This is a genomic window from Streptomyces sp. NBC_00310 (assembly GCF_036208085.1).
Classification (GTDB): Bacteria; Actinomycetota; Actinomycetes; order Streptomycetales; family Streptomycetaceae; genus Streptomyces.
Window position 1 is genome coordinate 815,551 of the sequence record NZ_CP130714.1, and the last position, 25,168, is coordinate 840,718.

Sequence of the window (25,168 nt, forward strand, 5' to 3'; positions counted from 1 at the left end):
CCTCGCCCGGTTCCGGAATCGGGGCAGGAGAACCTGCCCCGATGGAGTGGGCCCATGAGGGAGTGGAGCAGCCTCCTGTCCAGGGTGCTTCGGCGGGGCGCCGTTCTACTTGCCGACCAGTGCCAGTTCCTCGGCACAGCGGTAGGCCAGCGCAAGGATCGTCAAGACCGGGTTCACGCCGCCATTCGTGACATGCAGGGACGCGTCCATGACCCAGAGACCGGGATGCCCGTGCACCCGCCCGAAGGAGTCGGTCACCGAGGTCGCCGGGTCCGAGCCCATGCGGGCGGTCCCCGCCTGGTGCTGGCCCGCGGACAGACCCGTCTCCACGGGCCGAGTCCATACCTGGCGCGCGCCGGACGCATGCATCCAGGCCAGAGCCCGCTCGCGCAGCGCTGTTGCGGCTCGGACGCTCTCCGGGTGCTGCGCCCCGGAGAGCCGGGCCACGGCGTCACCGCCGGAGTCGAGCACCCCGGAGGCAAGGGTCACCCTTGCCTCCGGATCGGGAATCTCTTGGATCGGACCCATGATGTGTGAGGTGCGCAGGTAGGAATCCCGCATCCAGCGCTTTGCCTCATGACCCCAGCGCGGTACGTCCGACGCCATGGCCCAGTCATGGAACAGCACGGGCATCTTCACCACTTCATTGGCCAGTACCCCACCCCCGATCACCTCGCCCCCCAAACCGTGGGCATGGTCGAGGGTCGCTATCGACACACCCGGACCTTGGAGATCTTGGACCGGTTCGTCAAACAGCCCGTACGCGCCGACATAGTTGTGCCCCTGCAGGTTTCGCCCGACCTGGTCCCCTTGATTTCCCAAGCCTGCGGGATGCCCGTCGGTGGCGCTGGCCAGCAACAGCCGGGCGGTCTCGATCGCCCCGGCCGCCAGCACCACGGCCCCGGCGCGCACTTCGACACAAGCACCCGTGTCCATGTCGAGCACCACCACACCGGTCGCCCGCCCCGAGCCGTCCACCAATACTCGCCGCACCCGCTGCCCGGTGACGAGTCGGCACAGACCCGTCTCCAGCGCCAGCGGGATGACCGTGTTGTGGGTACCGGCGCGGGCGTCCACGGGGCAGCCGAATCCGATGCACTCACCGCACCGCACGCAGGCGGCGCGTCCGTCACGCGGCTGGGAGTTGAGCAGTAGTGGCACCGGCCCGACGGTCAGGCCGAGAACTTCGGCGCCCTTGCGGAGTACATCGGCTTCGCGGGTGGGTGGCTGGGCGGGCATCGGGTATGCACGGCTGCGGAAGCCCTGGTGCCGGTGAGCCCGTCCGTCCCCGCAGACACCGAACTCCTGCTCGGCGCGCGTGTAGTGGCGCTCCAGATCGGCATAGGTCAGCGGCCAGTCCGCGAGTGAACTACCTTCGGGGACGCCATACCGCGACGCCATGCGGAAATCGTCGGGGTGGTACCGCCAGGCCATGCCCTGGTAGACACGGGTGCCGCCGCCGACCGTCATCGCATTGTTGTGCCAGTCTCTGTGATATGGCTGATCGACCCGGCGATCCGGATGGCCCGGTACGGACACCACACGGGGGTTGCCGTTGTGGCCGGGACCGGTGGTGTGGCCGTAAACAGAGAATCGGTGATTGGCGAGATGGTCGTGACCTATCTCCTCGTAGGGGAGAAAGCGTCCCCGGTCCAGCAGGAGCACCCGGGCCCCAGCCTCGCTGAGGACACGGGCGGCCACTCCGCCGCCGGCGCCGGACCCGACCACGATGACGTCCCATATGCGTCGCAACGCCTCAAGCCCTGACTGGATGGGGCGGACATGGCGGACCGGCACCTGGGCCGGCTGTTTCGGAGCCGGGTCGTATCCGAGGCCCTCCCAGGATCCGCTGTCGCGACGCCCGTAGTACCCGTGGGCAGCGACGGCGGCCATCGTCGCGACGAACTCGGCCGGTGAGACCGGCCACCTCGGCCGCGTCCGAGCCGCTTCCAACTCGGCGACCAGCTCAGCATCCAGGACGGCTCCCGCTTCGAGCTCGGCGGACAGAGCGTCCAGACCGGGGGTGAACAGCTGTGCCCAGTGCGCCGTGTGGTCGCTGTCGGCGAGGCTGTCCAGCCAGTCCAGCAGTCCGGCCTCGGTCGCGCCGGGCTGGGAATCGGCGGGGAGGAGGACGTCGAGCAAGTCGGCGACCAGCGCACGATTGGGGTACGGGATCACGGTGCTGTCCTTTTTGATCACACGGTCTCTGGTTCTGTCTTCAGAAGATCTTGATTGGTGGATCTCAGTCGGGTGACACGTCGTCATGAACTGTCCGATGACGAGGTGGGAGTTCGTCCGACCGCTGTTGCCTGTGTCACTGCGGGGTCGGAAGTTTCCGGCGGGCGCGGCGACGGTCACCGACGCGACGACCGTGGCGAGTATGCGAGGCCGTTCTGGAGCCAGGGCAGGGCGGTGTGAAGACCAGGATCGCCGCCGGGCCCGCGACGAGCGTGGCGCCTGTCAACAGTGGGACGAGGTTGGGGCATGACAGAGGCAGCGTTCCGGCTCTGCCAGGCGTCGCGAACCGAGCTCCCCCTCTGTTCGGAGCTTTTGAGAGCGGCCCGCTGTGTGTCAGGCACAGCGGGCCGCGGTCGGTGAGCCCGGTGATCAGGACCGGTCGCAGTGATCAGGTGCCGGCAGGCTCCGGGTACGTATCGCTCATCTCCACAAGCCGCTCCAGTACGTCATCCGCAATCTGCCGGGGAAGGAACCCGGCGAACTGACGCATCGCCATGGACGACGCTATGAGGAGTGCGTCAGCGTTCCCCTCCACGGCAGCGGCGGCCTCTTCTTCGGGGAGCCCGGATGTCATCGCCGCGGTCAGGGCAGGGCCAACGGTCGGATGGGTGAACCACTCGCTGACGGTGGAGTCGAGGGTGAGCGGTCGCAGCAGGTTGTCACCCTTCAGGACGAGCGTGACGGTGGCGACGACGTCGTGGGCGTTGTCGGCGAGCTGCACTTCGTACTGCCCGGTAGCGACGGTCCAGTCGTCGCGGGTGATGTCCCAGTAGGCGAAGGCGCGACGGTCGAGGGCGATCTCGACGGTGGTGGATTCGCCCGGAGTGAGAGCCACCTTGGCGAAGCCGCGCAGTTCCCTGGCTGGGCTGCTGACCGGGCGCTCGGGGGCGGCGACGTAGATCTGCACCACGTGCTTGCCGGACCGGTCGCCGGTGTTCGTGACCGTGACGTTCGCCGTGGCGGTGTCCGGCCCGGTGGGGGTGACGCGGAAGCCGGTCTGCTCGAAGGAGGTGTAGCTCAGGCCATGCCCGAAGGGGTGGCGGACGGCGACGTCGGCGGTCTCGTAGTAGCGGTAGCCGACCATGACACCCTCGCCGTAGCGGACGTGGCCCTGCTCGCCGGGGAAGTTGAGGTAGGACGGGTTGTCGTTCAGCCGATACGGGATGGTCTCGGCGAGGCGGCCGGAGGGGTTGACCCGACCGGTGAGCACGTCGGCGATGGCGCCGCCGCCGGCCTGTCCGGGCAGCCAGGCCTTGACCACAGCATCCACGTCGTCGTGCCAGTCCTCCAGGCTCACCACGCCACCGTTGAGTAGCACAATGACCGTACGCCGGGCCAACTGAGCCACGGCCCGCACCAACTCCACCTGATCAGCGGGCAGTTGAATGTGTTTGCGATCGAATCCCTCCGACTCGTCGGCCTCACGCAGGCCAACCACCAGGACAGCGGTCTCCGCCCGGCCGGCCAGTGTGACAGCCTCGTCGTGCAGCTGCCTGGCATCCGCCTCCCCCTTGGTGTCATAACCTTGCGCGAAGTCGATTTGGGCCTCGGGCAGCAGGGTGCGCAACTCGTCCAGTGGGCTGTCGACGCGGGTCGCGTTGACGTGGGAGCTTCCGCCGCCTTGGAAGCGGAGGGCCGCGGCGAACTCGCCGATGACGGCGATGCGGCCGGTGGCAGCGAGCGGCAGGGTCCGGTCTTGGTTCTTCAGCAGCACCAGGCAGTCGGCGGCGACCTCGCGGGCCAGCCGGTGGTGCGCGTCGAAGTCCGCCGGCATGGGGTCCGCCTGGGCGCGGACCCGCTCGGCCAGACCGCGCAGCCGGGCTATGGCGGTGTCGACGACGGTCTCGTCCAGCTCGCCGGAGCGGACCGCGGCGGCGACCTCCGCGTCGGTGTCGCGATGCGTGCCGGGCATTTCCAGGTCGGTGCCGGCGAGCAGCGCTGCGACGCGGTTGCCAACGGCGCCCCAGTCGGAGACGACCAGGCCTTCGAAGCCCCACTCCTCGCGGAGCACCTGGGTGAGCAGCCACCGGCTCTCGGCGGCGTAGGTGCCGTTGACCTTGTTGTAGGCGCACATGACGGTCGCGGGGCGGGCCTGGACCACGATCCGCTCGAATGCCGGGAGGTAGATCTCCCGCAGGGTGCGCTCGTCGACGTCGGCGCTGACCCGCATCCGGTCGGTCTCCTGGTTGTTGGCAGCGAAGTGCTTGACCGACGTACCCACGCCCTGGCTCTGCACGCCGGCCACGTGCGCCGCACCCAGCACGCCGCTCAGCAACGGATCCTCCGAGAAGTACTCGAAGTTGCGGCCGCACAGCGGCGAGCGCTTGATATTGACGCCGGGACCCAGCAACACGTCCACGCCCAGTGCCCGCGCCTCGCGACCGAGCGCCTCGCCCACCCGGCCGATCAGTTCCGCGTCCCAGCTGGAGGCCAGCGCGACCGCGGGCGGGAAACAGGTCGCCGGATGACTGCCGTGAAAGTCGAGGGCGTCGGAGTCAGGGCGCGGGCGCCGGAGCCCGTGCGGACCGTCGCTCAGGACGAGTGAGGGAATCCCCACCCGTTCGGCGGGTTCGGTTGTCCACACATCCTGACCCGAGAGCAGGGCGGTTTTCTCGTCGAGGCTCAGCTCTGCTGAGCCGTGATCGTGGCTGGTCGTCATGGTGCGGATCCTTTGGCAGGTGAAGGGCGAGGGGATAGGAGTGAAGGGCACAGCTACCGTGCACCGGAGGCATGCTCAGGCCGTCCCGCCCGCGTGGAGCACGAGCCCTCGTGTGGCACGAACCGTCCGGCATTGCCTTACGGCAGTCGGCGTCCACCATGAGGTGGTGCCGTTCAGCGAGATGACAGATGGTGATCCGTACGGGACGGCGATCGAGGCCTCGGCGGTGCTGTCGTTCAACCACTACGCCCACGGTGTCGTCGCGCCTGGCTCTACCAGTCCGGTCACCGCCGGTCGGTCGGCACCTGGACCCCGTAGGCTTGCTGGAGGACGCCCGGTCTTTCGCTCGCCGGCGGCCACGACAGGCGCGGTTCGGGATACGGGGCGGCCACGAGACCGGAGTCGTCCCCGGTGTGCAGCCCGATGACCGTCGTTGTGGTGTCCGTGGTGAGGAGTCCCCTGAAGCCCGACGTCGCCGTCACCTGAGGTGCCTCCGGAGAAATCGCAGTGTGGACTGGTGCAGGGTGCTGCGGTGTGGGACGGTCCCCCAGGCGTGGTCCGCGCCTTCGACGATCTCGAGGTGCGCGTCGCCGTCGTAGTGGTCCAGATAGCGGCGTACGTACTCGAGGGGTACGACGTCGTCCTTGTCGCCGTGCAGGATGTGGACCGGGCCGGTGTACGCGCCGGACCGCCCGTAGACGTCGAGGCCGGTGATGTCCTCGACGAGAGTGCGGCTCATCCGGTGCCCGTCGGCGTCGAAGTAGCCTTTCTCGTCGATTTCCGCCGCGAGACTGCGGCCGTTGAGGCGACCGCCGGCCATGTCGGAGGGAGCGACGGCGGCGGGGGACCACAGGCACAGCGCGCTGATACCGGGTTCCTCGGCGGCCACGATGCCGGCGACCACGCCGCCCATGCTCATGCCTACCAGGCCGATGCGGTCGGGGTCGACGAAGTCGAGGGTCCGGACCGTTCGCAGGACCGCGCGGGTTTCGGTGATCTCGCCGGTGATGGTCACCTCGAAGAAGTCGCCGTCGCTCTCGCCGTGGCCAGAGAGGTCGAACCGGACCGAGGCGATTCCGTTGGCCGCCAGCAGCCGGGACATGGCGACGAAGTTCGGCAGTTCGATCCGGTTGGACTTGAAGCCATGGACGAACACCGCGGTGGGCCAGCGGGTTCCGGGCCGCCCTTCGGGGATGTGCAGCGTCGAGCGCAGCGTCAGGCCGTTGTGCTGAAAGTCGTGATGGCGGATCACAGGGCCGCCGCCTTTCTCGTCGTCTCGGGGACGGGAGCGCCGCTCAGGTCGGCGGGCTCCCCGGGCAGGGGCCATGGGCAGCGGGGCACCAAGAGCACGCCGATGACCATCGCGGCACCGTGAAGCCGAGGATCAGGCCGAAGGTCGGCGTGTCCAGGGGTGGCAGTCCGGCGGCGGCCCGGGTGAAAAGGCCATCGTCACGTTGCCGGGGGCGGCCCGCAGGAGGCCTGTGACCACGGTGGGCCGATCGTCGTCCGCAGGTATGTACAGGTGTTGCCTGCAGCGGGCGGTAGTCGAGAGGGGTCGCGCTGACTCAGGCCGTTTGCGGCGGTGGACGCCGCGAATCTCCTGGTGCGGTTGGTAGCGGCTCAACGGTGAATGTGTCCCCTGTCATGTGGTTGCTTCCATCCCCACCCGTTGTTGACGGCGTTCGCGTTGCAGGACCGGGTCGGGGACGGGCGCGGCCGCCACCAGTCGCCGGGTGTACTCGTGCTGGGGCTGGTCGCAGACGTCGGTGCTGCGTCCCTCTTCGACGATGCGTCCGTGTTGCAGTACCAGGGTGCGTGCCGCGAACTCTCTGACGACGGCGAGGTCGTGGGTGATGAACAGGTAGGCACACCGGAGGGATTGCTGGAGTTCGGCGAGTAGGTCCAGGGCGGCGGCCTGGGTGGTGACGTCGAGGGCGCTGGTCGGTTCGTCGCAGATGATGATTCTGGGTTGTCGGGCCACCGCCCGGGCGATGGCGATGCGCTGGCGCTGACCGCCGCTGAACTGGGCCGGATACCGGTCGGCTGCGTCCTCGGGCAGGCCGACACGGCGGAGCAGACCGTTGATGTGCTCGCGGACTTCGCCCCGCGAGCGGCTCGAACCGGAGAGGAGGGGCTCGGCCAGGGTCCGGCCCACAGGCAGGGCCGGGTTGAGTGAGCCGTACGGGTTCTGGAAGATCGCCTGGATGTCGGTGGCCAGTGCGCGACGGGCGCGGCCGGAGAGATGGGTGGTGTCCCGCCCGTCGAGCAGCACACGCCCGGCGGTGACCGGGGTGAGTCCCAGGACGGCTCGGCCGATGGTGCTCTTGCCCGAGCCGGACTCGCCCACGAGCGCGACCGTCTCGGCCTGACCGACCTCGAACGACACGTCCTCGATGACCGTGGTCGGGGGCTTGCGCCAGCCACGGGAGGGATAGCGGACGGCGAGAGCGTCGACTTGGAGTATGGGTGTGCCGGTCACGCGATCCTGCCCTCGGTCCGAGCGATGCTGGGTGTGCTGTCGATGAGTTTCTTCGTGTAGGGGTGCTCGGGCCGGTAGAAGATGTCCTCGACCGGGCCCTCCTCCACGATGCGGCCCTTCTCCATGACGATCGCGCGGTCGCAGGTGTCGGCGACCACGCCCAGGTCGTGCGTGATCAGGACGATCGCCATGCCGCGCTCGTCGCGCAGTGACCGAAGCAGGTCGAGGATGCCGGCCTGCACCGTGACGTCCAGTGCCGTGGTCGGCTCGTCGGCGATGAGCACCTTCGGCGACCCGGCCAGTGCCATGGCGATGGCGACCCGCTGGAGCATGCCGCCGGACAGTTCGTGCGGGTGGCGGCGTGCGACGTCGTCCGGATCGCGCAGGTGCACGCTGGTCAGCAACTCGCGGATCCGCAGCCTGACGGTGTCCTTTCCGTCCGGCACGTCACCGATACGGCGGATGACCTCCCCCAGCTGGGAGCCGATGGTGAAGTACGGGTCGAGTGCCACCATGGGTTCCTGGGACACCAGGGCTATTTCGCGGCCGCGGATGCGCTGCAGTTCCCGTTCCGGCAGCCCGGTGATCTGGTTGCCGGCCAGCCAGGCAGAGCCGCCCGTCACCGTGCCACCCGGGGCGAGCAGCCCGAGCAGCGACAGACCCGTCACCGTCTTTCCACTGCCGGATTCGCCCACCAGACCGAAGATCTCACCGCCGCCCACCGTGAAGCTGACGGAGTCGACGACGGTGCGTGGGCCCTGCGCGGTGCCGAAGACGATCGAGTAGTCGCGCACCGCGAGCACACCCGTGTCCTGCGGTGTGTCCGACGCTTCGGCAGTGTCCTTCGCGACCGCCACGGGAGTCGGCCGCCGCGACCGGCCGCCGGTCCCTCGCTTCCGGTCCTGATTGAGGTCGCGAAGCCCGTCGCCGAGCAGCCCGAAGGCGACGGACATCAGGCCGATCAGGCCGCCGGAGATGAGCAGTAGGGAGGGGTTCTGCTCCATGACCTGCGAGGCCTCTCCGACCATGCCGCCCCAGCTGGGGGCGGGCGGCGGGGTGGCCAGGCCGAGGAAGCCGAGGCCGGTCTGCACCATGAGGGCGATACCCGAGAAGAGGCAGACCTGGACCAGCAACAGCCCCACCAGGCCGGGGAAGATGTGCCGTGTCATGATCCGCGCAGCGCTGAGCCCGGACACCCTGGCGGCGTCCACGAACAGTTCCTCGCGCAGCGCGATGCACGAGCTGCGGATGATCCGTGCGAGGCCTGCGGCGGACAGGAAGCCGAGCATCAGCATCGCGGCGACGTTGCTTTGGCTGAAGATCGCCAGGACGGCGAGCATGAGGATGACCACAGGAACGGAAAGCATGACATCCATCACGGCCACGATGACCCGGTCGGTCCAGCCCCGCAGATAGCCGGCCAGGATACCGAGTGACATGCCCAGGATGATGTAGACGCTCACCGCCACACCCACGCCCAGCAGGGCCGGCCGTCCGCCGTAGAGCAGTCGGCTCAGCACGTCGCGGCCGAGGTCGTCGGTGCCCAGCGGGTGGCTTACAGACGGACCGCCGCGCGCGTGCAGCAGGTCCTGCGCCAGCGGCGGGTGCGGTGCCAGCAGGGGGGCGAGAATCACCGCGACGGTGATCGTCAGGACCACGGCGAGCGCTGCCGCGGTAAGAGGCCGGCGCCAGATCCCGGCGACGGGGCTGGTCCACCTCCGTGAGGGCACGCTCACAGGCGGATCTGCAGCGGTCATGCCACACGCACCTTCGGGTTCAGGAGGCTGTAGAGAACATCGACGAGAAGGTTGATCACAATCACCATCACCGTGAACGTGATGGCGAGCCCCTGCACGACCGGCAGATCGTGCTGGTTGGTCGCGTCGACAACCGTCGTGCCGAGCCCGGGCAGGGTGAAGACGTTCTCGACGAGAATCGTGCCGGGGATGTACGAGATCATCGTGATGCCGATCGCGGTCGCCACCGGCAGCCCGCAACCGCGCAGGGCGTGCTTCCAGATAATGGACGCGGGCCGGACGCCGGAGGCTCGCAGCGTTCTGATGTGGTCGAGGGCCAGGGTGGACAGCATCGCATCGCGGGTGATCTTGGAGATGAGGGCGACCCCTCCGATCGACAGCGCGATCACGGGCAGCACGAGGCCGGCCGCCCACTGTCCCGGTGACTCGGCGAACGGGGTGTACCCGGTTGCCGGGAAGATCGGGAACCTGATGGCGAATACGGACACGAGCATCAGCGCGAGCCAGAAGTTGGGCAGGGCGCTACCCATCAGGGACATCACGTCGGTCACTCGACGGGTGACCGGGCCACGCGTCGCGCTGTACACCCCGAGCAGGACACCGACCAGGGTCGACAGCACGGTGGCTCCGATCACCAGCGCCAGGGTGACCGGCAGGCGTTGCCCGATGAGCCCCAGCACGGATTCGCCAGTGAACAGCGAGCTGCCGAAGTCGCCGTGCAGGATGTCGCGCAGGTACAGCCAATACTGCTCGAGGAACGGTTTGTCGAGATGGAGCGCGGCCCTCAGCGCGTCGTACTGCTCCTGCGTCGCGTTGATACCCAGGACCGTTCGTGCCGGGTCACCCGGCACGAACGACTCCAGGAGGGAGGTGATCGCCGAGACGACCACCAGGAGCGGGACGGCCAGCGCCAGCCTGCGGAGAATGATGGGGAACATCGGCCCTCGCTAGCGGGTGGTCCACATGGTGTTCGAGGTCAGCTGAGCGCCGCCCTCCGGGAACTGCACCCCGCGCAGCTTGCTGTTGTGCATGACGATCGTGTCGGTGGCGGACACCGGCAGCGCGAGCGCCTTGCGCACGATCACATCGGTGAGATCCTTCGCCGCGGCCCCGCCGGACTTCGCGTCCGACTTGGCAAGCCGGGCGTACGCGGCATCGAAGTCCGGGTCGGTCACGCCGAAGAGGTTCATGATGCCCGTCTTGGTGAACGCTCCCTGCTGCGCGTAGAAGTTGGCATCGCCACCCATGCCGGGCGAGAGCACAGTGGCCGCGTACTTCTTCGACAGTAGGTCGTTGATCCAGCCACCGAAGTTGGCAGCGGCCCTCAGCTTCAGTTTGACGCCCACCTGGGCAAGCTGGTCCTGCACGGCCTGGATCATCTTGGTCGTCGAGGGGTCGAACGACCCGTAGTTCACCGGGATGGTCAGCCCCTGCCCGTATCCCGCCGCCTTCAGCAGATTCCTGGCCTTGGCCGGGTCGTAGGAGTACGTCTTCTCAGCCGCGGGGCTGTAGCCGTCGTACCCGGGCATCGCAGGCTGGGAGATCGGTGTGCCGAAGTCTCCGTAGACAGCCTTCGTGATCGCGGTGCGATCGATGGCGAAGTTCAGTGCCTTCCGGACACGCTCATCGCCCAGTCCCTTGACGACGGTGCCTTCACGGTCCAGGAGGAACAGCCCCGCCCAGGTGGTGGGCTTCTGGAGCGTGGTGATCGCCTTGTCGCCCTTCACCGTCGGCGCCACGTCCGGAGTGCCGTACATGAGATCGATCTGCCCGGACTTCAGGGCCTGCGCCTGCGAGTTGACGTTCGGCATCACCCGGATGGTGATCTTCTTGAAGTGCACGGCGGACTTGTCCCAGAAGTTCTTGTTCGGAACGTAGACATAGTGGTCGCCGGAGACCGATTGCTGGGCGCTGTACACGTACGGCCCGGCGCCGAAGGTCGCGGAGGCCAGCTTCTTCGGGGCCTTCAGCCCGGCCGGGCTGATGATGGCGCCCCCCAGGAACGCGGGCGTGAACAGTGCCCCCATGTCAGGGTTCGGCGTCGGGCTGCTGACTACCAGGGTCGAACTGTCCGGCGTGGAGTAGGTCAGGGGACGGAACCAGGCGCCGGCGGGTCCGCTGCCCTTCGCGAAGTACTTGAGGGACTTGACGACGTCGGGGGCGGTGATCGGTGTGCCGTCGGCGAACTTCACGCCCTCGCGCAGGTGGAGCTCGAACTTGGTGTTCTTCTTGCCGACGTAGCCCCACTTGTCGGCCAGCCCGGCCCCCAGGGTGCCGTCGGCCTTGCGGGTCAGCAGCGTCGCGTAGGCGGGATCCATGTAGTTCAGGAAGGGCCCGACAGCGATCTGGGCGGGGTCCAGGCTGTTGGGCGCCGAGGACAGCGCGATGGTCAGGTCCACCGGGCCGGCACTGCCACCGCTGGTGGTTCCGCCGCCGCAGGCGGCGAGCGCGAGCGACGCCACCACGCCGATCGAAACCTGGAGTGCGGTTCTTCTCTTCATTGAGGAGTCTCCGTTGTATGAGCTGCCGGCGTGAGCCAGGAGCGGGAAGTTACGTGGCTCGTCAGGGGGCCTAGGACGATGGTCCGGACTGCGGGCTGTGAGTCTTCAGGCGTCCACTTCAGCGCCAGAGGTCGCTGAAGTGGACGTCGATGCTGTTTCGGCGGCCCGGGGCGAACGCGTGAGAGGTCACGCAGAGGCCCAACTGGGTGCTTGTACGCCTCACCGGGGGTCAACCGGTGACGCGGCGGGGTGGCGTATCCGTCGTCGGGTGGGCACACGCCGGTGTACCGAACGGCTGGCGCAGTGGACCGGCCGTCGGCCGGTCGTAGCGCAGCCGCACCGCAACAGGTTTGTCCGGAGCATCGGCGGCGGACCACGGTCGGTGGTACATCAGCGGTTTGGCCCCGGGGTGTGCCACGTACGCGATTTGCCGGAGGGTCACTCCGTCTCGGGGGCGACACGAACAGCCTGCTTCGATGCCGACGACAGGAACGAGCTGGCACGACGTCTCATCGCAGCACCTCGCATTTCTGACTACTCTGAGTCACTATAACGTGTCGTTAACACGTTATAGTGATTGCCCGTAAACTAACTGTGTCTCCTGCGTTGCGCAAGAGGTTCGTGGAAGGTGGTCGTCAATGGCACTGCGGAGCAGCAGGGTGACGAGTGCGGACGTGGCCCGTGAGGCCGGTGTGTCCCGCACGACGGTCAGCTTCGTCCTCAACAACACCCGGCATCAGAAGATCACCGACGCGACACGTCAGCGGGTGCTGGCAGCGGCCACAAGGCTCGGCTACGCCCCGTCGGCCGCCGCACGAACCCTCCGGTACGGGCGTTCCGATGTCGTGCTCGGCCTGCTGCCCGAGTGGCCACTCGGCTTTACGGTCGGGCACCTCGTCCAGGAGCTGACGGTGGCGTTCGCGAAGCGCGATCTCACCTTCGTCGTCCACTCCAGCATCCGGGGTGCCCGCTCGCTGAGCGAGATATGGAAGGCCCTCACACCGGCCGCCGTGCTGGCCTTCGAGACCTTCTCCGAATCCGACGCCACGGCGATGCAGGCTGCGGGCATCGAGGTGGTCGTCGCCCTGTACGACTCGAAATGGCTCGGGTCGGGCGACGGTGTCGCCGGCGAAAGAGCGATCGGTGCCATGCAGGCCCGCCATCTGGTCGCCTCCCACCGGCGACTGGGGTACGCGTACCCCGATGACGAACGGGTCGCCGTGTTCGCCAAACCGCGCCTGGGTGGCGTCCGAGGCGTCTGTGCCGACCTGGGGCTGCCTGCCCCCGAGGTCCGAACCATCCCGCTGACACCGAGCGTGGCCGCCGACGTCATTGGGGCTTGGCTCGCTGCCGACCCCCCGGTTACCGGCATCTGCGCGTTCAACGACGAGGTGGCCATGAGCGTGCTGGCCGGTCTGCGGCACCTCGGCCTTGAGGCTCCCACGGACATGGCGGTGGTCGGCGTCGATGACACCCCCGTCGCGGCAGTAGCCTGCCCACCGTTGACCACCGTCGTCCAGGATCTCCCCGCCATCGCCGAGCAGTGGGCGGACACTGTGACGGCCGCGCTCGCCGGCACGCAGGCCTCTGACGGCCCGGTCGAGGCGTACATCCGGCTCGTGGTTCGCGAGTCCGCGTGACGGCTGTCTGTCGACGGCGGTGCCTCCACGGACGGCGAACGACCAGCACCGACCGCCTCGTGGAACGCGTGCAGGCCGCCCGCATGTCTGGGCGCGCCGGTCGCGTTTCATGGCCACTTTGCCTGTAGTCGACACCTCGAGGCACACCGTGAGGTGGGCCGCCGGGCGAGGTGACAGCGGAGCTGTTCCTTTTCCCGGCGGCCTCCTCCCGAACCCGCCGTGCGACGTTAACCGCAGCGGGCTCTCCAGTGATCTTCACCGTGTGAGGCAGTGGGTTGCCCGGCGTGGATGTCCTCATGGCAACGTGCGCAGACCACCAGTGTCTTGCGGCGTCGCTTGATCATGAGGGCGGCCCAGTCGGGCTGTTGTTCTCCTGGTTTCCCGAGGTCGGCGAGCCTGCGGATCTGGTGGACCTGGACGTTGCCGGGTCGTCCGCACAGCTCGCACCACCGGGCGAGGAACCGTCCGATCAGTTCCTTGCGTCGGTGGGAGGCCCAGGAGGGTTCGCGGTCGAGGAGGACCGCTGTTTTCTGCCGTTGCAGTGGAATGCCGCCGAACCGTGCGACCAGTGGTTTCCTGCCAGGTCCTCGCTCCGTGCTGACCTGGAGACAGGTGCGCCGCCCGGCTGGTGTGTCGATGGTGGCCTTGTACGTGCGGGCCGTCTTCGACACGGTCGAGCGGTGCTTGTTCGCCAGGGTGTGCAGCAGGGAGGTCTGCATGACCCAGTGCAACCGGTTCAGTCGAAAGACGTCGCCGGCCAGCAGGTAGTACTGGACGATGCCGCGGTATCGGGCCCCGTAGAGGTTGACGATGGTGTGGTCGTCGGCGTGTGTCAGGTGGGGCCGGCGGGCGGGTTTGCCGCCCTTGAGATACGGCGTGCTGTGAGCCTTGATCACGTCTTTCGGCACGTGCAGGGCGATGGCTCCGTTCACCGTGCGGCGGTTGCGCCGGTCGGTGGCGAAGCGCTTCAGTCTGCGGTTTTCGTGCCGCACCGTGATGTCGTAGCCGAGAAATCTCGCCTTGCCGGTTCGGGCGTGCGTGATCAGCGTCTTTTCTTGCGAGAGTTCGAGTTTGAGGTCGTCACGCAGGAACGTCGCGATGCGCTGTTTGATCTGCTCGGCTTCGGCTCGTGGTCCTGCGAACCCGAGGAGGGTGTCGTCGGCGTAACGCACATACCGCAGCCGCCTGTAGTCAGGGTCGTTCATATCCTGACTGGGAAGGCGGTGCAGCTGCTGCCGCAGTTTCCGCGCTTGAGCGTGGTCCTTGCGGTTGCGTGCGCTGGTGAGCGCCCAGAGCACCCGCTTGTACTCCAGGTTGCGTGCCCGGAGTTTTCCTCGGGTGTATTCCGGAATGAGAACTGTTTCGATGAACGTGTCCAGCCGGTGCAGGTAGATGTTGGACAGGAGAGGAGAAAGAACGCCGCCCTGCGGTGCGCCGCTGAGCGTGGTGTTCCATTTCCAGTCCTCCAGGTATCCGGCGCCCAGCATGTTGCGCACCAGCCGAAGGAACCGGTTGTCGCGGATTTTCTCGCCCAGGGTGTCGAGCATGACCTGATGGTCGAGGCGGTCGAAACACTGGGCGATGTCTCCTTCCACGAACCAGGCTGTCCCGGTCCAGGTGCGAACCACTTCGCCGAGGGCGGTGTGGCAGCCCCGGCGGGGACGGAAACCGTGGGACCGGTCGGAGAAGGTCGGCTCGTAGTACGCCTCCAGCAGGAGCCGCATCACCTCGCCGACCAGCTTGTCCGACCAGGACGGCAGGCCCAGCGGGCGGGTCTTCCCGTTCTTCTTCGGGATGTGGACCCGTCGCACCGGATCGAATCGGTAGCGCTCGTGGCGCAGCGCATCGATGATGCGGCCGATCTTCTCCATGGACATTCCGTCGGCGGTTTCCCCTGTTGCCCCGGCCGTCATCGCTCCCTGGTTGGAGTAGATACGTCCGTAGGCCATGAGATACAGCTGCGGGTTGAACAGTTGTCGATACAGTTCATTGCACGGCAGATTCCGTCTGCCTCGTTCACGGAGGACAGCAAGTACCGTTTCAGCGTTCTGCATTACGCATACCTCCCGGTCTCGTCTCCATCCGGTCACCTGTGCCCCTTCGCCCTGCGGACGGCTTTCCCGTCCTCCTTGGCAGGCCGTTACCCCTGCGACTACTACGGGCACTCCGTCACCATGGGACTCGCGTCCTTTAGGTGATCCCTTGTTCGTCCTGGTCGTACGTGATAGCGCAACGTAGGCGTCCCACTCATCTCCTTGAATACCCTCATTGGGTATCGCTTCGCCGCCCGGAGGTGTGCCGATGGGCAGAAGACAGCGGCACAGGCGACGACACCGGTATCAATGCCATTCCGGTGGACTCGTCTTTTAGTCGACTGGAGATTGGGATTCAGGCAATCCAGCTTTCGCCATATTGCGCGGGTCCCGCTGGGCACCGTCTCAGGCACTTGAACCCGGCCCCGGCTTTCCTGACATGCTGTGGTCCCCTTCACCTTTCGGCTCCAGGTAAGTCATCGGACCCAGGAATATCCTCCAAATCCCTCCCGGCTTTACCGGGGATACAAACAGGCGCTTACAAGGCGCACTCGGCCCAGACGGTCTTGCCGGCAGGCAGGAGCTGCTCCGTGTCGGCCGTGGGGCGCGCCTCCGGTTGACCACCGGGCGCGGCGTACGGGTACTGGCGGCACACGGCGCGCTGCCTGCTCACGGCGGCTATCCGACGGCGATCAGTGGTTGACGGTAACCATCGGGTAGTGCTTTTATTTTGAAGCACTATTCTTTGAAGGTTCAAATTCTTACGCTCGGGCTCAAATGCGAGCCGACGCCGTGTTGTCCCCCACAGGAACGGAGAGCAGTAACTCCATGACCAACACCGCACGTCTCCGCCGGACCCTTGCCGCCGCGCTCGTGGCCACGGCCCTCACCGCGACAGCGGTGGCCGTGCCCGCCACCGCGGCCGCTTCCTCGCCCGTCGCGGGCCATGCCGGTCACGGCGAGAGCGCTCGTCTCGCCTACCAGAAGCGCGTCGCCGTCCAGGTTCTCAAGGGCGTGTTCGAGCAGGGCGACACGGAGGTCGTGGACCGTTTCGTACGGCCCGACTACATTCAGCACAACCCGCTCGCCCCCGACGGCAGAGAGCCGCTGAAGAACCTCGCCGTGACGTTCCACCAGCAGTTCCCGGACGCCAAGTACGACGTCAAGCGCGTGATCTCCGAGGGCGACCTCGTCCTCGTGCACTCCAACATCGTCTTCACCCCCGGCACGCGGGGCTGGGCCGTCTTCGACATCTTCCGCTTCAAGAACGGGAAGCTCGCTGAGCACTGGGACACCGGCCAGGAGGTTCCCGAGACGACCGTCAACGGCAACGACATGTTCTCGACCCTCAGCCGGCCGCGCACCGAGCAGCCCGGCCCCCGCCAGTTCACTGCGTACAACAAGAAGCTGGTCATCAAGGCCTTCGACGAGCTCCTGGTGCAGAAGGACCTGTCCGCCATCGACAGGCACTGGGACACGGAGTACCCCCAGCACAGCCCGTACGTCGCCAACGGTGCCGACGGTGTGAAGGCCGGGCTGGGCTGGTACTTCAACCAGTTCCCGGAGTTGAAGGTCACCCGGAAGCGCGTCATCGCCGAGGGCGACCTGGTCGCCGTCCACGCCCACTACGTCAATGCGCCCGGCGACCGGGGTCAAGCCGTCGTCGACCTGTTCCGGGTACGGAACGGGAAGATCGTCGAGCACTGGGACGTGACCCAGAACATCCCCGAGACCTCGGCGAACGACAACACGATGTTCTGAGGGGCGGTATGGGGTATGGCACCTATCCCGCGATGCCAGCCTATCGATGGTGGCTGGCAACCTCGTTCGTCCTGTGGCTAGTCGGGCAGGGGCTCGGCGTAGTGGCGGAAGCCGTCCCGCTGCTGGTGGATGTCGTACAGCCGCTGTGCCAGCGCGTCGGGGCTGCTGTGTTCGGCGTCGGGCCGGATCGCTCCGGGGATGATCAGCTGGGCGGCGTGGATGTTCTCCGGGGCGAGGGTGTCGTGGAGTATGCGGGTGTAGGCGCTCTCGGCGGCGAAGGCGATGGAGGTGCCGGCGACGTTCGGGTTGGGGCGTACGGCGCTGGAGCCGTTGACGAACAGCAGTGTGCCGCGGCCGAGTTCGCGCATGCCGGGCAGGACGGCGTTCACCGCGGTGACCGGTCCCTTGACGGAGAAGGCGAGCGGGGCGTCCAGGTCGTCGGCGCTCGTGTCGAGGACCGGCTTCATGAAGTCGGCGCGGGGCACGGGGCTGTACTGGAGGATCTCGACGGTGCCCAGGGCGGCCGCGGCCGCGTGCAGGGCCGCGGTCAGGGACTCGATGTCCAGGACGTCGGCCGTGTAGCCGCGCGCCTGGATGTCGTCACGGGCGAGGGTGGCCGTCAGACCGTTCAGCTTCTCCGCGTCGCGGGCGATGAGGGCGACGGTGTGGCCGGCGGCTCCGAAGCGGCGGGCGGTGGCCAACCCGAGGCCGGGGCCGGCCCCGATGAGGGCGAAGGTGGTCACGGTGAGTCCTTGGTGGCGAGCGGCTGTGCCGGGGCGGGCTTGGGATGCCCGGCCCCGGTGGCGGGACGGTTTGTGGTCAGGGCTTCAGGAGGGCCTTGATGGCGCGGCGTTCGTCCATCGCCTTGTAGCCCTCGGCGACCTGGTCCAGGGGCAGGGTCAGGTCGAAGACCTTGCCCGGGTTGATCCGGCCGGTCAGGACCCGGTCGATCAGGTCAGGCAGGAAGCGGCGCACCGGGGCGGGGCCGCCGCGCAGGCCGACCTGGGAGAAGAACAGCTCCTGGCCCTCGACCGAGACCTCGTGCGGGACGCCGACGAATCCGACGTTGCCGCCGGGCCGGGCGGAGTGCAGGGCCTGCCGCATGGACTCGGCCGTGCCGACGCACTCCAGGACCGAGTCGGCGCCGATGCCGCTGGTGAGGTCCTTGACGCGGGCGATGCCTTCGTCGCCGCGCTCGGCGACGATGTCGGTGGCTCCGAACTCGAGGGCGAGCTTCTGCCGGGAGGCGTGGCGGGACATGGCGATGACCCGCTCCGCACCCAGTTCCTTCGCGGCGATGACGCCGCACAGGCCGACCGCTCCGTCGCCGACCACGACGGCCGTAGAGCCGGGCTTCACCTCGGCGGCGAGGGCGGCGTACCAGCCGGTGCCCATCACGTCGGACACGGCGAGCAGGCTCGGTACCCGTTCGGCGTCCGGGTGCTCGTCGGTGGCGACGAGGGTGCCGTGGGCGTTGGGGATGCGCACGTAGTCGGCCTGACAGGTGCTCATGAACTCGCGGTTCAGACAGGAGGACTGCCAGCCGCCCTGGCAGTTCACGCAGGTGTTGTCCGACGTGGCGAACGACCCGACCAGTCGGTAGTCGCAGTCGAGGACGCATCCTGCACTTCCTCGGCGGACACACCGCCGATGTCGTGGGCGACCGCGCCATCACCCAGACCAAGATGACCATCAACCAGCGGGCCGAGGTGGACGGAGTCGAGGTCGATGTCGTCTGTACAGGACGCTTCTATGACTTCTGCGCGCGTCACGAGGGCGCGTGGAAGATCGTGCGCCGACAGCCCATCTACGAGAAGGACCGTCTCGATCTCGTCGATCCGTCCGCGACGCTCCGCCTGAACGGGGAGTTGCTGGACCGTTTCCCCACCGGCTACCGCCATCTCGCATATCTGCAGACGAAGGCGGGCTTCACGGTGAAGACCGGGCTGCCGGGCCTGACGGGCGAGGTCGTGCAGCGTCTCTACGAGGAAGGCGCGAAATGGCTGGCAGGCTCAAGCAGACGTGCGCCACCGACCGAAACGCCCGGTGCGCCGCCATCGGCGCACGGCCCTGGCACGTCGGGACCACTGATTCCCGGGAGGCGCGGCGCGCGGGCGGCTGCGGCATGGAGGCGGTGGCCGGCCTGCGCCGCCGCTTCACTGCCGACTGGCGGCCCGCGTGCCCGCTCACGTCCCTGATCGGTCCCAGCCAGGGAAGCTGACCAAGCCGTCGCGAAGGCGGAGATTCACCCCGGCGACCGACGGAAAGACACCGCCGACCCCGGGTCGCCCCCGTTGCCCGGGACGGCGGTCACCATGCTGATGCCCCAGTCGCCACCACGCGCGGCTCGGGCATCAGCGGCTGCCGCATAGTGGCACGGGAGCCAAGAGCCGGAATCCGGTGGGCCGGCGACCGCCAGGTCAGACCACGAGCCGCAGCACATCCGTCAGGCCGCGCTCTCCGGTGCGGTGTTCCGCCGGCAGGATGTAGGTGCGCAGACCGCAGGCGGCTGCGCCGCCGTCGCGGACCGGGTTGTCACCGACCATGAGGGAGGCGCGGGGGTCCGCGCCGAGATCTGCGCAGGCTTTGAGGAACAGCTGCGGGTCGGGCTTTTCCCGGCCCTGCTCGTAGGAGATGACGCAGGTGTCGATCAAGGCGTCCAGCCCGTTGTGGGCGAGGTGGGTGCGCAGGTCCCAGGCGAAGTCGCTGACGACGGCGATGTGCAGTGCGCGCTCGCGCAGGGCACGCAGTACCGGTTCGGTGTCGGGATAGGGAACCCAGGCGTCCGGAGCGGTGAGCTCCCGGTAGGCCGCCTCCTCCGCGCCGCGCAGGAAGTCCACCTGCTCCCACCATCCCCACATGGCGCGGCGGTGCTGTTCGGAGGAGAGATCACGACCTTCCTGGAGGGCGACGACGCAGGGCAGCCGGAAGGCGGCGCGCAACTGGTCGGAGATCCCGGCCACCGCGCCGGGCTCGTTCAACACGGCCAGGCGGCCAGCCGCGGAGCCGACCCGGCGCAGCCACGTCTCCAGGTCGATCATCTGGAAGAGGGTGTTGCTGAAGTCGAACAGGACGGCCTGGACCGGGGGCACCGGCGCGGCCGTCTCGGCGTCGCTGGGGCGGTAGGCGCTGGGGGTTTCGAACAGGGTGCGTATCACAGGGTGGGCTCTTCGGGTTCGACCGTCTCGGCGGGGACTCCAAGGTCGCGTATGGCCGCGAGTTCCGCGTCGGGGGTGGCGGTGTCGGTTATGACGGTGTGGTAGTCGGCCACGGTGCCGTACGCGTACGTGGCGGTCTTGCCGAACTTCGAGTGGTCCACCAGGAGCAGCGCCTGTTCGGCGGAGGCGAGCATGGCCAGCTTCACCTCGACGTAGTCGTTCAGGGGGTGGAAGAGGCGTCCGTCCAAGACTGCGGTGGCGGACATCAGGGCGAGATCAGCCCGGATTCGGGACAGGGCGCGGGTGACGGTCGGGCCGGTGCAGGAGTTGAAGTCGCCGCGGTAGCGGCCGCCCAGCAGGGTGACGTTCACCGCAGGGGCGGCGGACCCGAGGCGCTGGGCGAGGCCGACCGAGTTGGTGACGACATGCAGCTGATCCACCTCTGCCAGTGCCGGGACCAGGGGGAACAGGGTGGTCGAGTCTTCCATGAGCACCGTGCTGCCCGGTCTGATCCGGTCGGCGACGGCCGCGCACAGCGCGTGCTTGGCCGCGAGGGCGCTGTTCTCCCGGAAGCGGGTGGCCGTCTCCATGGTGAGGGCGGGGAACGCGACGGCCCGCCCGCGCTCCTTGCGCAGCAGATGCCGCCCGGTGAGGTCGTCCAGGTCCCGGTGCATCGTCATCAGGCTGACGTCGAAGTGCCGGGCGAGGTCGTCGATGCGGGTCTCGCCGTGGTCGGCGACGTACCGCAGCACGGCCTGGCGCCGTTCCTCGACGGCCGCCTGTGACAGTCGCGTACGGGCGGTCACGGCGCCTCTCCTTCTTCCCGGTTGCTCCGGTCTCGCAGTTTCCCACACGGGCCGGTGCGGGTCGGGGCCCGTCCTGCTCGCGGGCCTCGGGCCGCTCGTGCGGCGGCTGCGTACGACGCGCGTATCCGCGTCCATGGCTGTGTCCCTGCCTGCGTGGCCGTGGGCTACGGTCCGTCCACCGTGACCAGTACCTTGACCTGCTCGGGGTCGACGGATGCGGCGAACGCCTTGGCGGCGTCCTCCAGCGGGTAGGTGGCGGTGACGATCTCGGCCGTGTCGATGGCGCCGGACGAGATCAGGGACATCGCGGTGCGGTAGTCGTCGCCGGTGTACATGAGGGTGCCCTCGACGCGGATTTCGCGGTCCTGGATCAGGTCGAGGCGGACCGGGGTGGTGCCGGCGGCGCCGACGCCGACGACGATGATCGTGCCGCCCTTGGTGACCAGGTCGGTGGCCTGGGCGATGGACTGTTCGCGCGCCACGCAGTCGAAGACCACGTCGGCCGGTCCGCCGAGCGCCACGTGGGCCTGGTCGGCGAGGTCGGTGGCGTCGGCGGGCAGAGCCGCGTCGGCTCCGAGACGCAGAGCGCGGTCCCGCTTGCCCGGCAGCAGGTCGGTGACGGCGATCCTCGCGGCGCCCGCGTGCCTGGCGGCAGCGAGGACGAGCAGACCGATGGGCCCCGCGCCGAGTACGACGACCGTCCGTCCGGTGAGGTCACCCGCCTTCGCCACGGCGTGCACCGGGGTGGCCAGGGGCTCGACGAGGGCGGCCTCGATGTCGGTCATGCCGTCCGGAACGCGGTGGACGCGGTCTGCCGGGATGGCGAACAGGTCGGCCATGGCGCCGGGCGTCTGGCAGCCGAAGACCTTCAGCTCCTGGCAGATGTTGTAGCGGCCGGAGCGGCACTGCGGGCACCGGCCGCAATACAGGTTGGGCTCGATGATCACCCGGTCGCCGGGCGCGAAGTCCTCGGCTCCCTTCCCGGCCGTGGCGACGATGCCCACCGCCTCGTGGCCGGGGCGGTAGGGAAGGTCGATGAAGGGGTGGTGGCCGGCCGCCGCATGGGTGTCGGAGCCGCATACGCCGACGACCGTGGTGCGTATGAGGAGTTCGCCGTCATCGGGAACGGGGGTGGGCACCTCCTCGAGAGTGATGTCGTCGAGAGAACGGACGAGAACACGGCGGATCTGCTCGGTCATGGGGGGGGTTCCGTTCGGTTCGGGCGTTCACGCGGTGGCGAGGCCGGGCTGGATCTGGATCTTGCGGCCGATGCCCGCCCGGAAGCGGGCGATGGCGTCCGGGAACGCCTCCAGGGGCAGGCGGTCACTGATGAAGACGCGTGGGTTGATGACACCGGTGGCGAAGAGGTCCGCAGCGCGTTCGAAGCTGGGCAGCACGGCCATGGAACCGGTGATCGTGATCTCCTGGTTGTAGATCCTGTACGGCTCGATGGTGGCCCGGGCGACGTAGTCGGCGACCCCGAACTGCAGGTACGTGCCCCCTTTACCCACCCGGCCGAGGGCGTCCTGGATGGCTTCCGCGTTGCCGATGGCGTCGACGACCAGATCCCATCCGTAGGGTGGCCGGTCGAGCTCGTCGGCGGACGCGGCACCGGCGGAGCAGCCCAATTGCCATGCCGTCGCCAGGCGTTCGGCGTTGATGTCGACGACGTCGACGCTCGCGGCGCCGGTGGCCTTGGCGAGCTGGAGCATCATCAGGCCCATGGTTCCGGCGCCGTAGACGAGCACGCGGGAGGCGAGGCTGCTGCGCAGGACGTCGTAGCCGCGCACCGCGCAGGACAGCGGCTCGATCAGGGCCGCGTCGTGGGCGTCTATGTGGTCGGGCAGGCGTACGCAGTTGGCGGCGGGCGCCACGGCGTACTCGGCGGCGGCGCCCGGGTGGGTGACGCCGATGGCAGCCCAGCGTTCGCAGAGGTTGTTGTGACCGAGGCGGCAGTAGTGGCACTCGAAGCAGTACAGCGACGGGTCCACGGCGACCTGGTCGCCGAGCGCGAGTTCGGTGACCTCTCTGCCGAGGGCCACGATCTCCCCGGCGAACTCGTGGCCGGGGATGATGGGCAGCTTCGGTGCGAACTCCCCCTGGAGGATGTGCAAATCGGTGCCGTACAGCCCGGTGGCCGCGACCTCGACGACGACCTCGCGCGGGCCGGGAGCGGGGTCCTCGACGGTGGCGAGCTCGACGCTGCCGGGCTCGGTGATGACGGCCGCTCTCACTTCACCGCTCCCAGGGACAGGCCGCGGACCAGCTTGTCCTGGGCGGCGAAACCGGCGATGAGGACCGGCAGCGACACCAGGGTGGCCGCCGCGCACAGCCGGGCCAGGAACAGGCCCTCGTTGGTGATGAAGCCGACCAGGAACACCGGCGCGGTGGACGCCTGGGTGGCGGTGAGGTTGACGGCGAACATGAACTCGTTCCAGCTGAAGATGAAGCAGATCAGCGAGGTGGCGGCGAGTCCGGGCATGGCGACCGGTGCGACGACCCGCAGCAGCACGGTGGGCAGGCCCGCGCCGTCGACCTCGGCGGCCTCCAGGATCTCCTTGGGGACCTCGGCGAGGAACGAGCGCATCATCCACACCGCGATCGGCAGGTTCATGGCGGTGTAGAGGATGACGAGTGTCCACACGTTGTCGAGCATTCCGGCGTCCTTGACGATCAGGTACACGGGAAGCAGGGCGGCGATGGCGGGGAGGAACTTGGTGGACAGGAAGAAGAACATCACGTCGGTCCACTTCTCGACCGGCTTGATGGACAGCGCGTAGGCCGCCGGCACCGCCAGGGCGAGCACCAGCAGCGTCGAGATGACGCTGGCCATGGCCGAGTTGAGGAGGAAGGGGGTGATGTCCCGGCTGAAGAGGAGTTCGTACTGGTCGAGGGTGAGGGCGGCGAGGGGGGTCGGCGGGTTGGTCGCCGCGTCCGCCTCCTGGTGGAAGGAGGTGAGGACCATCCACGCCACCGGAGCGAAGAACGCCAGCGTGGCCAGCCACGCGACGAACGTCCACAGAGGGGAGAGCCGGGGCGCACCACCTTGGTCGTCGCGTCGGCGGCGCAGGAGCTTGGTGAACCTGCCGGGGGTGGCGACTGCTGTGTGGCTCATCGGGATACCTCCTCGCGGAACAGCGACGCGATGGTGCGCAGCGCGAAGGTCGCGATCACGAACGCGCCGAGCACCACGACGACACCGGCGGCGGCCGCCTCGCCGTACTCGTACTTGCGGAACATGGTCAGGTAGATCTCGTAGGGCAGGTTGGTGGTCTGCGAGCCGGGGCCGCCCTGGGTGATGGTGAAGACCGCGTCGAAGGTCTGCACGACGTAGATCGTGCCGAGCAGGACGCCCAGCTCGATGTACTGGCGCAGGTGCGGCAGCGTGATGTGGCGGAAGGTCTGCAGCGCGGAGGCGCCGTCCATGCGGGCCGCCTCCAGGACGTCACCGGGCTGCGCCTGCAGGCCCGCCAGGAGGATCAGCATCATGAACGGCGTCCACTGCCACACCAGCGACACCACGACCGCCGGCATCGGGTAGGAGGACACCCAGTCGACCGTGGGGCCGTTGTCCGCTCCGAAGAACCGGTATACGGCGTTGAGGGTGCCGTTGAGCAGGCCGTAGTCGGGGTTGTAGACGGCGTGCTTCCACAGCAGCGCCGCCGCGACCGGCATGACCAGGAACGGGGCGATGAGCAGGGTGCGCGCCAGCCCTCGGCCCACGAAGCGGCGGTCGAGGAGCATCGCCAGCCCGAGGCCGAGGAGCACGCTGATGAGCACCACCGACGCGGTGAGGACGATGGTGTTGAGTACGGCGGTGCGCAGTCGCTCGTCGGTGAAGACGAACGTGAAGTTGGACAGGCCGACGAAGTGCCTCTCGCCCGGCTTGAGGATGTTCCATTGGAAGGTGGAGATGACGAGCGTGGCCACGAAGGGCAGCTGCGTGACGACGATGGTGAAGACCAGCGCGGGCAGCAGCGGGACGCGGCGCTTCCATTTGGCTGCCGTGCCCGAGGGCTTGCGGGTACGGACGGGTGGGGGTGCCTGCTTGGGGGGTGCGGTGAGCGTGGTCATGGATGGTTCCTCCGCCGGTGACGGCCGGGGTCGGGGAAGCGGCGCCCGGCCGGCGACGGGCC

The 25,168-nt window shown here is 68.3% G+C and carries 20 protein-coding genes and 1 pseudogene; 3 read left to right on the top strand and 18 right to left on the bottom strand.

The features are described from left to right. Positions 1-105 precede the first annotated feature (105 nt). From OG202_RS03500 to OG202_RS03535, 8 genes are all read right to left on the bottom strand, one after another. A complete protein-coding gene (locus OG202_RS03500; RefSeq protein WP_327731395.1) occupies positions 106-2,358 on the bottom strand; it encodes a GMC oxidoreductase in 2,253 nt (750 codons plus the stop codon). A 268-nt stretch (positions 2,359-2,626) separates the two neighbouring features. Next, positions 2,627-4,897: a glycoside hydrolase family 3 C-terminal domain-containing protein gene (locus OG202_RS03505; RefSeq protein WP_327731394.1), complete on the bottom strand. Its 2,271-nt coding sequence runs from the start codon at positions 4,895-4,897 to the stop codon at positions 2,627-2,629. 284 nt (positions 4,898-5,181) lie between these two features. After that, positions 5,182-5,379 (bottom strand): hypothetical protein, encoded by a 198-nt coding sequence (locus tag OG202_RS03510; protein ID WP_327731393.1) that lies wholly within the window; start codon positions 5,377-5,379, stop codon positions 5,182-5,184. Next, positions 5,376-6,149, bottom strand: coding sequence for an alpha/beta hydrolase (locus tag OG202_RS03515; RefSeq protein WP_327731392.1), 774 nt, complete (start codon positions 6,147-6,149; stop codon positions 5,376-5,378). Before OG202_RS03515 ends, OG202_RS03510 begins: the two co-directional genes overlap by 4 nt. A 390-nt stretch (positions 6,150-6,539) precedes the next feature. Further along, entirely contained in the window at positions 6,540-7,376 is an 837-nt protein-coding gene (locus tag OG202_RS03520) for an ABC transporter ATP-binding protein (RefSeq protein WP_327731391.1), read from the bottom strand. Continuing rightward, positions 7,373-9,133 carry a dipeptide/oligopeptide/nickel ABC transporter permease/ATP-binding protein gene (locus OG202_RS03525; protein ID WP_327731390.1) on the bottom strand — a complete coding sequence of 587 codons (1,761 nt, stop codon included), beginning with the start codon at positions 9,131-9,133 and terminating at the stop codon, positions 7,373-7,375. Before OG202_RS03525 ends, OG202_RS03520 begins: the two co-directional genes overlap by 4 nt. Next, positions 9,130-10,071, bottom strand: coding sequence for an ABC transporter permease (locus OG202_RS03530; RefSeq protein ID WP_327731389.1), 942 nt, complete (start codon positions 10,069-10,071; stop codon positions 9,130-9,132). The genes OG202_RS03525 and OG202_RS03530 overlap by 4 nt, the downstream gene beginning before the upstream one ends. Before the next feature lie 9 nt (positions 10,072-10,080). Beyond that, on the bottom strand, positions 10,081-11,634 hold the full coding sequence (locus OG202_RS03535; protein ID WP_327731388.1) for an ABC transporter substrate-binding protein: 1,554 nt from the start codon (positions 11,632-11,634) through the stop codon (positions 10,081-10,083). Positions 11,635-12,272: 638 nt separating this feature from the next. On the opposite strand from OG202_RS03535, the gene OG202_RS03540 reads away from it, so the two are divergent. After that, positions 12,273-13,274 carry a LacI family DNA-binding transcriptional regulator gene (locus OG202_RS03540; RefSeq protein ID WP_327731387.1) on the top strand — a complete coding sequence of 334 codons (1,002 nt, stop codon included), beginning with the start codon at positions 12,273-12,275 and terminating at the stop codon, positions 13,272-13,274. A 227-nt stretch (positions 13,275-13,501) separates the two neighbouring features. On the opposite strand, the gene OG202_RS03545 is transcribed toward OG202_RS03540, so the two are convergent. Beyond that, positions 13,502-15,328, bottom strand: coding sequence for a reverse transcriptase/maturase family protein (locus OG202_RS03545; protein WP_326582186.1), 1,827 nt, complete (start codon positions 15,326-15,328; stop codon positions 13,502-13,504). 517 nt (positions 15,329-15,845) lie between these two features. Further along, the gene (locus OG202_RS03550; RefSeq protein WP_327731386.1) at positions 15,846-15,980 is read right to left on the bottom strand and encodes a hypothetical protein; all 135 of its coding nucleotides are present in this window, start codon (positions 15,978-15,980) and stop codon (positions 15,846-15,848) included. 155 nt (positions 15,981-16,135) lie between these two features. On the opposite strand from OG202_RS03550, the gene OG202_RS03555 reads away from it, so the two are divergent. After that, positions 16,136-17,068, top strand: coding sequence for a nuclear transport factor 2 family protein (locus OG202_RS03555; RefSeq protein ID WP_327731385.1), 933 nt, complete (start codon positions 16,136-16,138; stop codon positions 17,066-17,068). 77 nt (positions 17,069-17,145) lie between these two features. Here OG202_RS03555 and OG202_RS03560 read toward each other — a convergent pair whose 3' ends face one another. Further along, positions 17,146-17,811, bottom strand: coding sequence for an SDR family NAD(P)-dependent oxidoreductase (locus OG202_RS03560; RefSeq protein WP_327731410.1), 666 nt, complete (start codon positions 17,809-17,811; stop codon positions 17,146-17,148). Between the two features lie 76 nt (positions 17,812-17,887). Then, positions 17,888-18,664 (bottom strand): annotated as a pseudogene (locus OG202_RS03565) (zinc-binding dehydrogenase); the annotation flags it as partial. A gap of 26 nt (positions 18,665-18,690) precedes the next feature. Between OG202_RS03565 and OG202_RS03570 the strand changes: the two are divergent. Further along, a complete protein-coding gene (locus tag OG202_RS03570) occupies positions 18,691-19,266 on the top strand; it encodes a hypothetical protein (protein ID WP_443052337.1) in 576 nt (191 codons plus the stop codon). A gap of 222 nt (positions 19,267-19,488) precedes the next feature. Here the strand turns inward: OG202_RS03570 and OG202_RS03575 are convergent, their stop codons facing one another. The 6 genes from OG202_RS03575 to OG202_RS03600 form a co-directional block, all read right to left on the bottom strand. Next, positions 19,489-20,226, bottom strand: a complete 738-nt coding sequence (locus tag OG202_RS03575; protein WP_327731382.1) for an HAD family hydrolase — start codon at positions 20,224-20,226, stop codon at positions 19,489-19,491. Then, the gene (locus OG202_RS03580; protein ID WP_327731381.1) at positions 20,223-21,032 is read right to left on the bottom strand and encodes a DeoR/GlpR family DNA-binding transcription regulator; all 810 of its coding nucleotides are present in this window, start codon (positions 21,030-21,032) and stop codon (positions 20,223-20,225) included. Before OG202_RS03580 ends, OG202_RS03575 begins: the two co-directional genes overlap by 4 nt. 164 nt (positions 21,033-21,196) lie before the next feature. Beyond that, complete coding sequence (locus OG202_RS03585) at positions 21,197-22,231, bottom strand: zinc-dependent alcohol dehydrogenase (RefSeq protein ID WP_327731380.1); 1,035 nt, start codon at positions 22,229-22,231, stop codon at positions 21,197-21,199. A gap of 27 nt (positions 22,232-22,258) precedes the next feature. Further along, positions 22,259-23,266 (bottom strand): zinc-dependent alcohol dehydrogenase family protein, encoded by a 1,008-nt coding sequence (locus tag OG202_RS03590; protein ID WP_327731379.1) that lies wholly within the window; start codon positions 23,264-23,266, stop codon positions 22,259-22,261. After that, on the bottom strand, positions 23,263-24,147 hold the full coding sequence (locus tag OG202_RS03595; RefSeq protein WP_327731378.1) for a carbohydrate ABC transporter permease: 885 nt from the start codon (positions 24,145-24,147) through the stop codon (positions 23,263-23,265). Before OG202_RS03595 ends, OG202_RS03590 begins: the two co-directional genes overlap by 4 nt. Further along, a complete protein-coding gene (locus tag OG202_RS03600; protein ID WP_328222279.1) occupies positions 24,144-25,106 on the bottom strand; it encodes a carbohydrate ABC transporter permease in 963 nt (320 codons plus the stop codon). Before OG202_RS03600 ends, OG202_RS03595 begins: the two co-directional genes overlap by 4 nt. Positions 25,107-25,168: the final 62 nt, after the last annotated feature.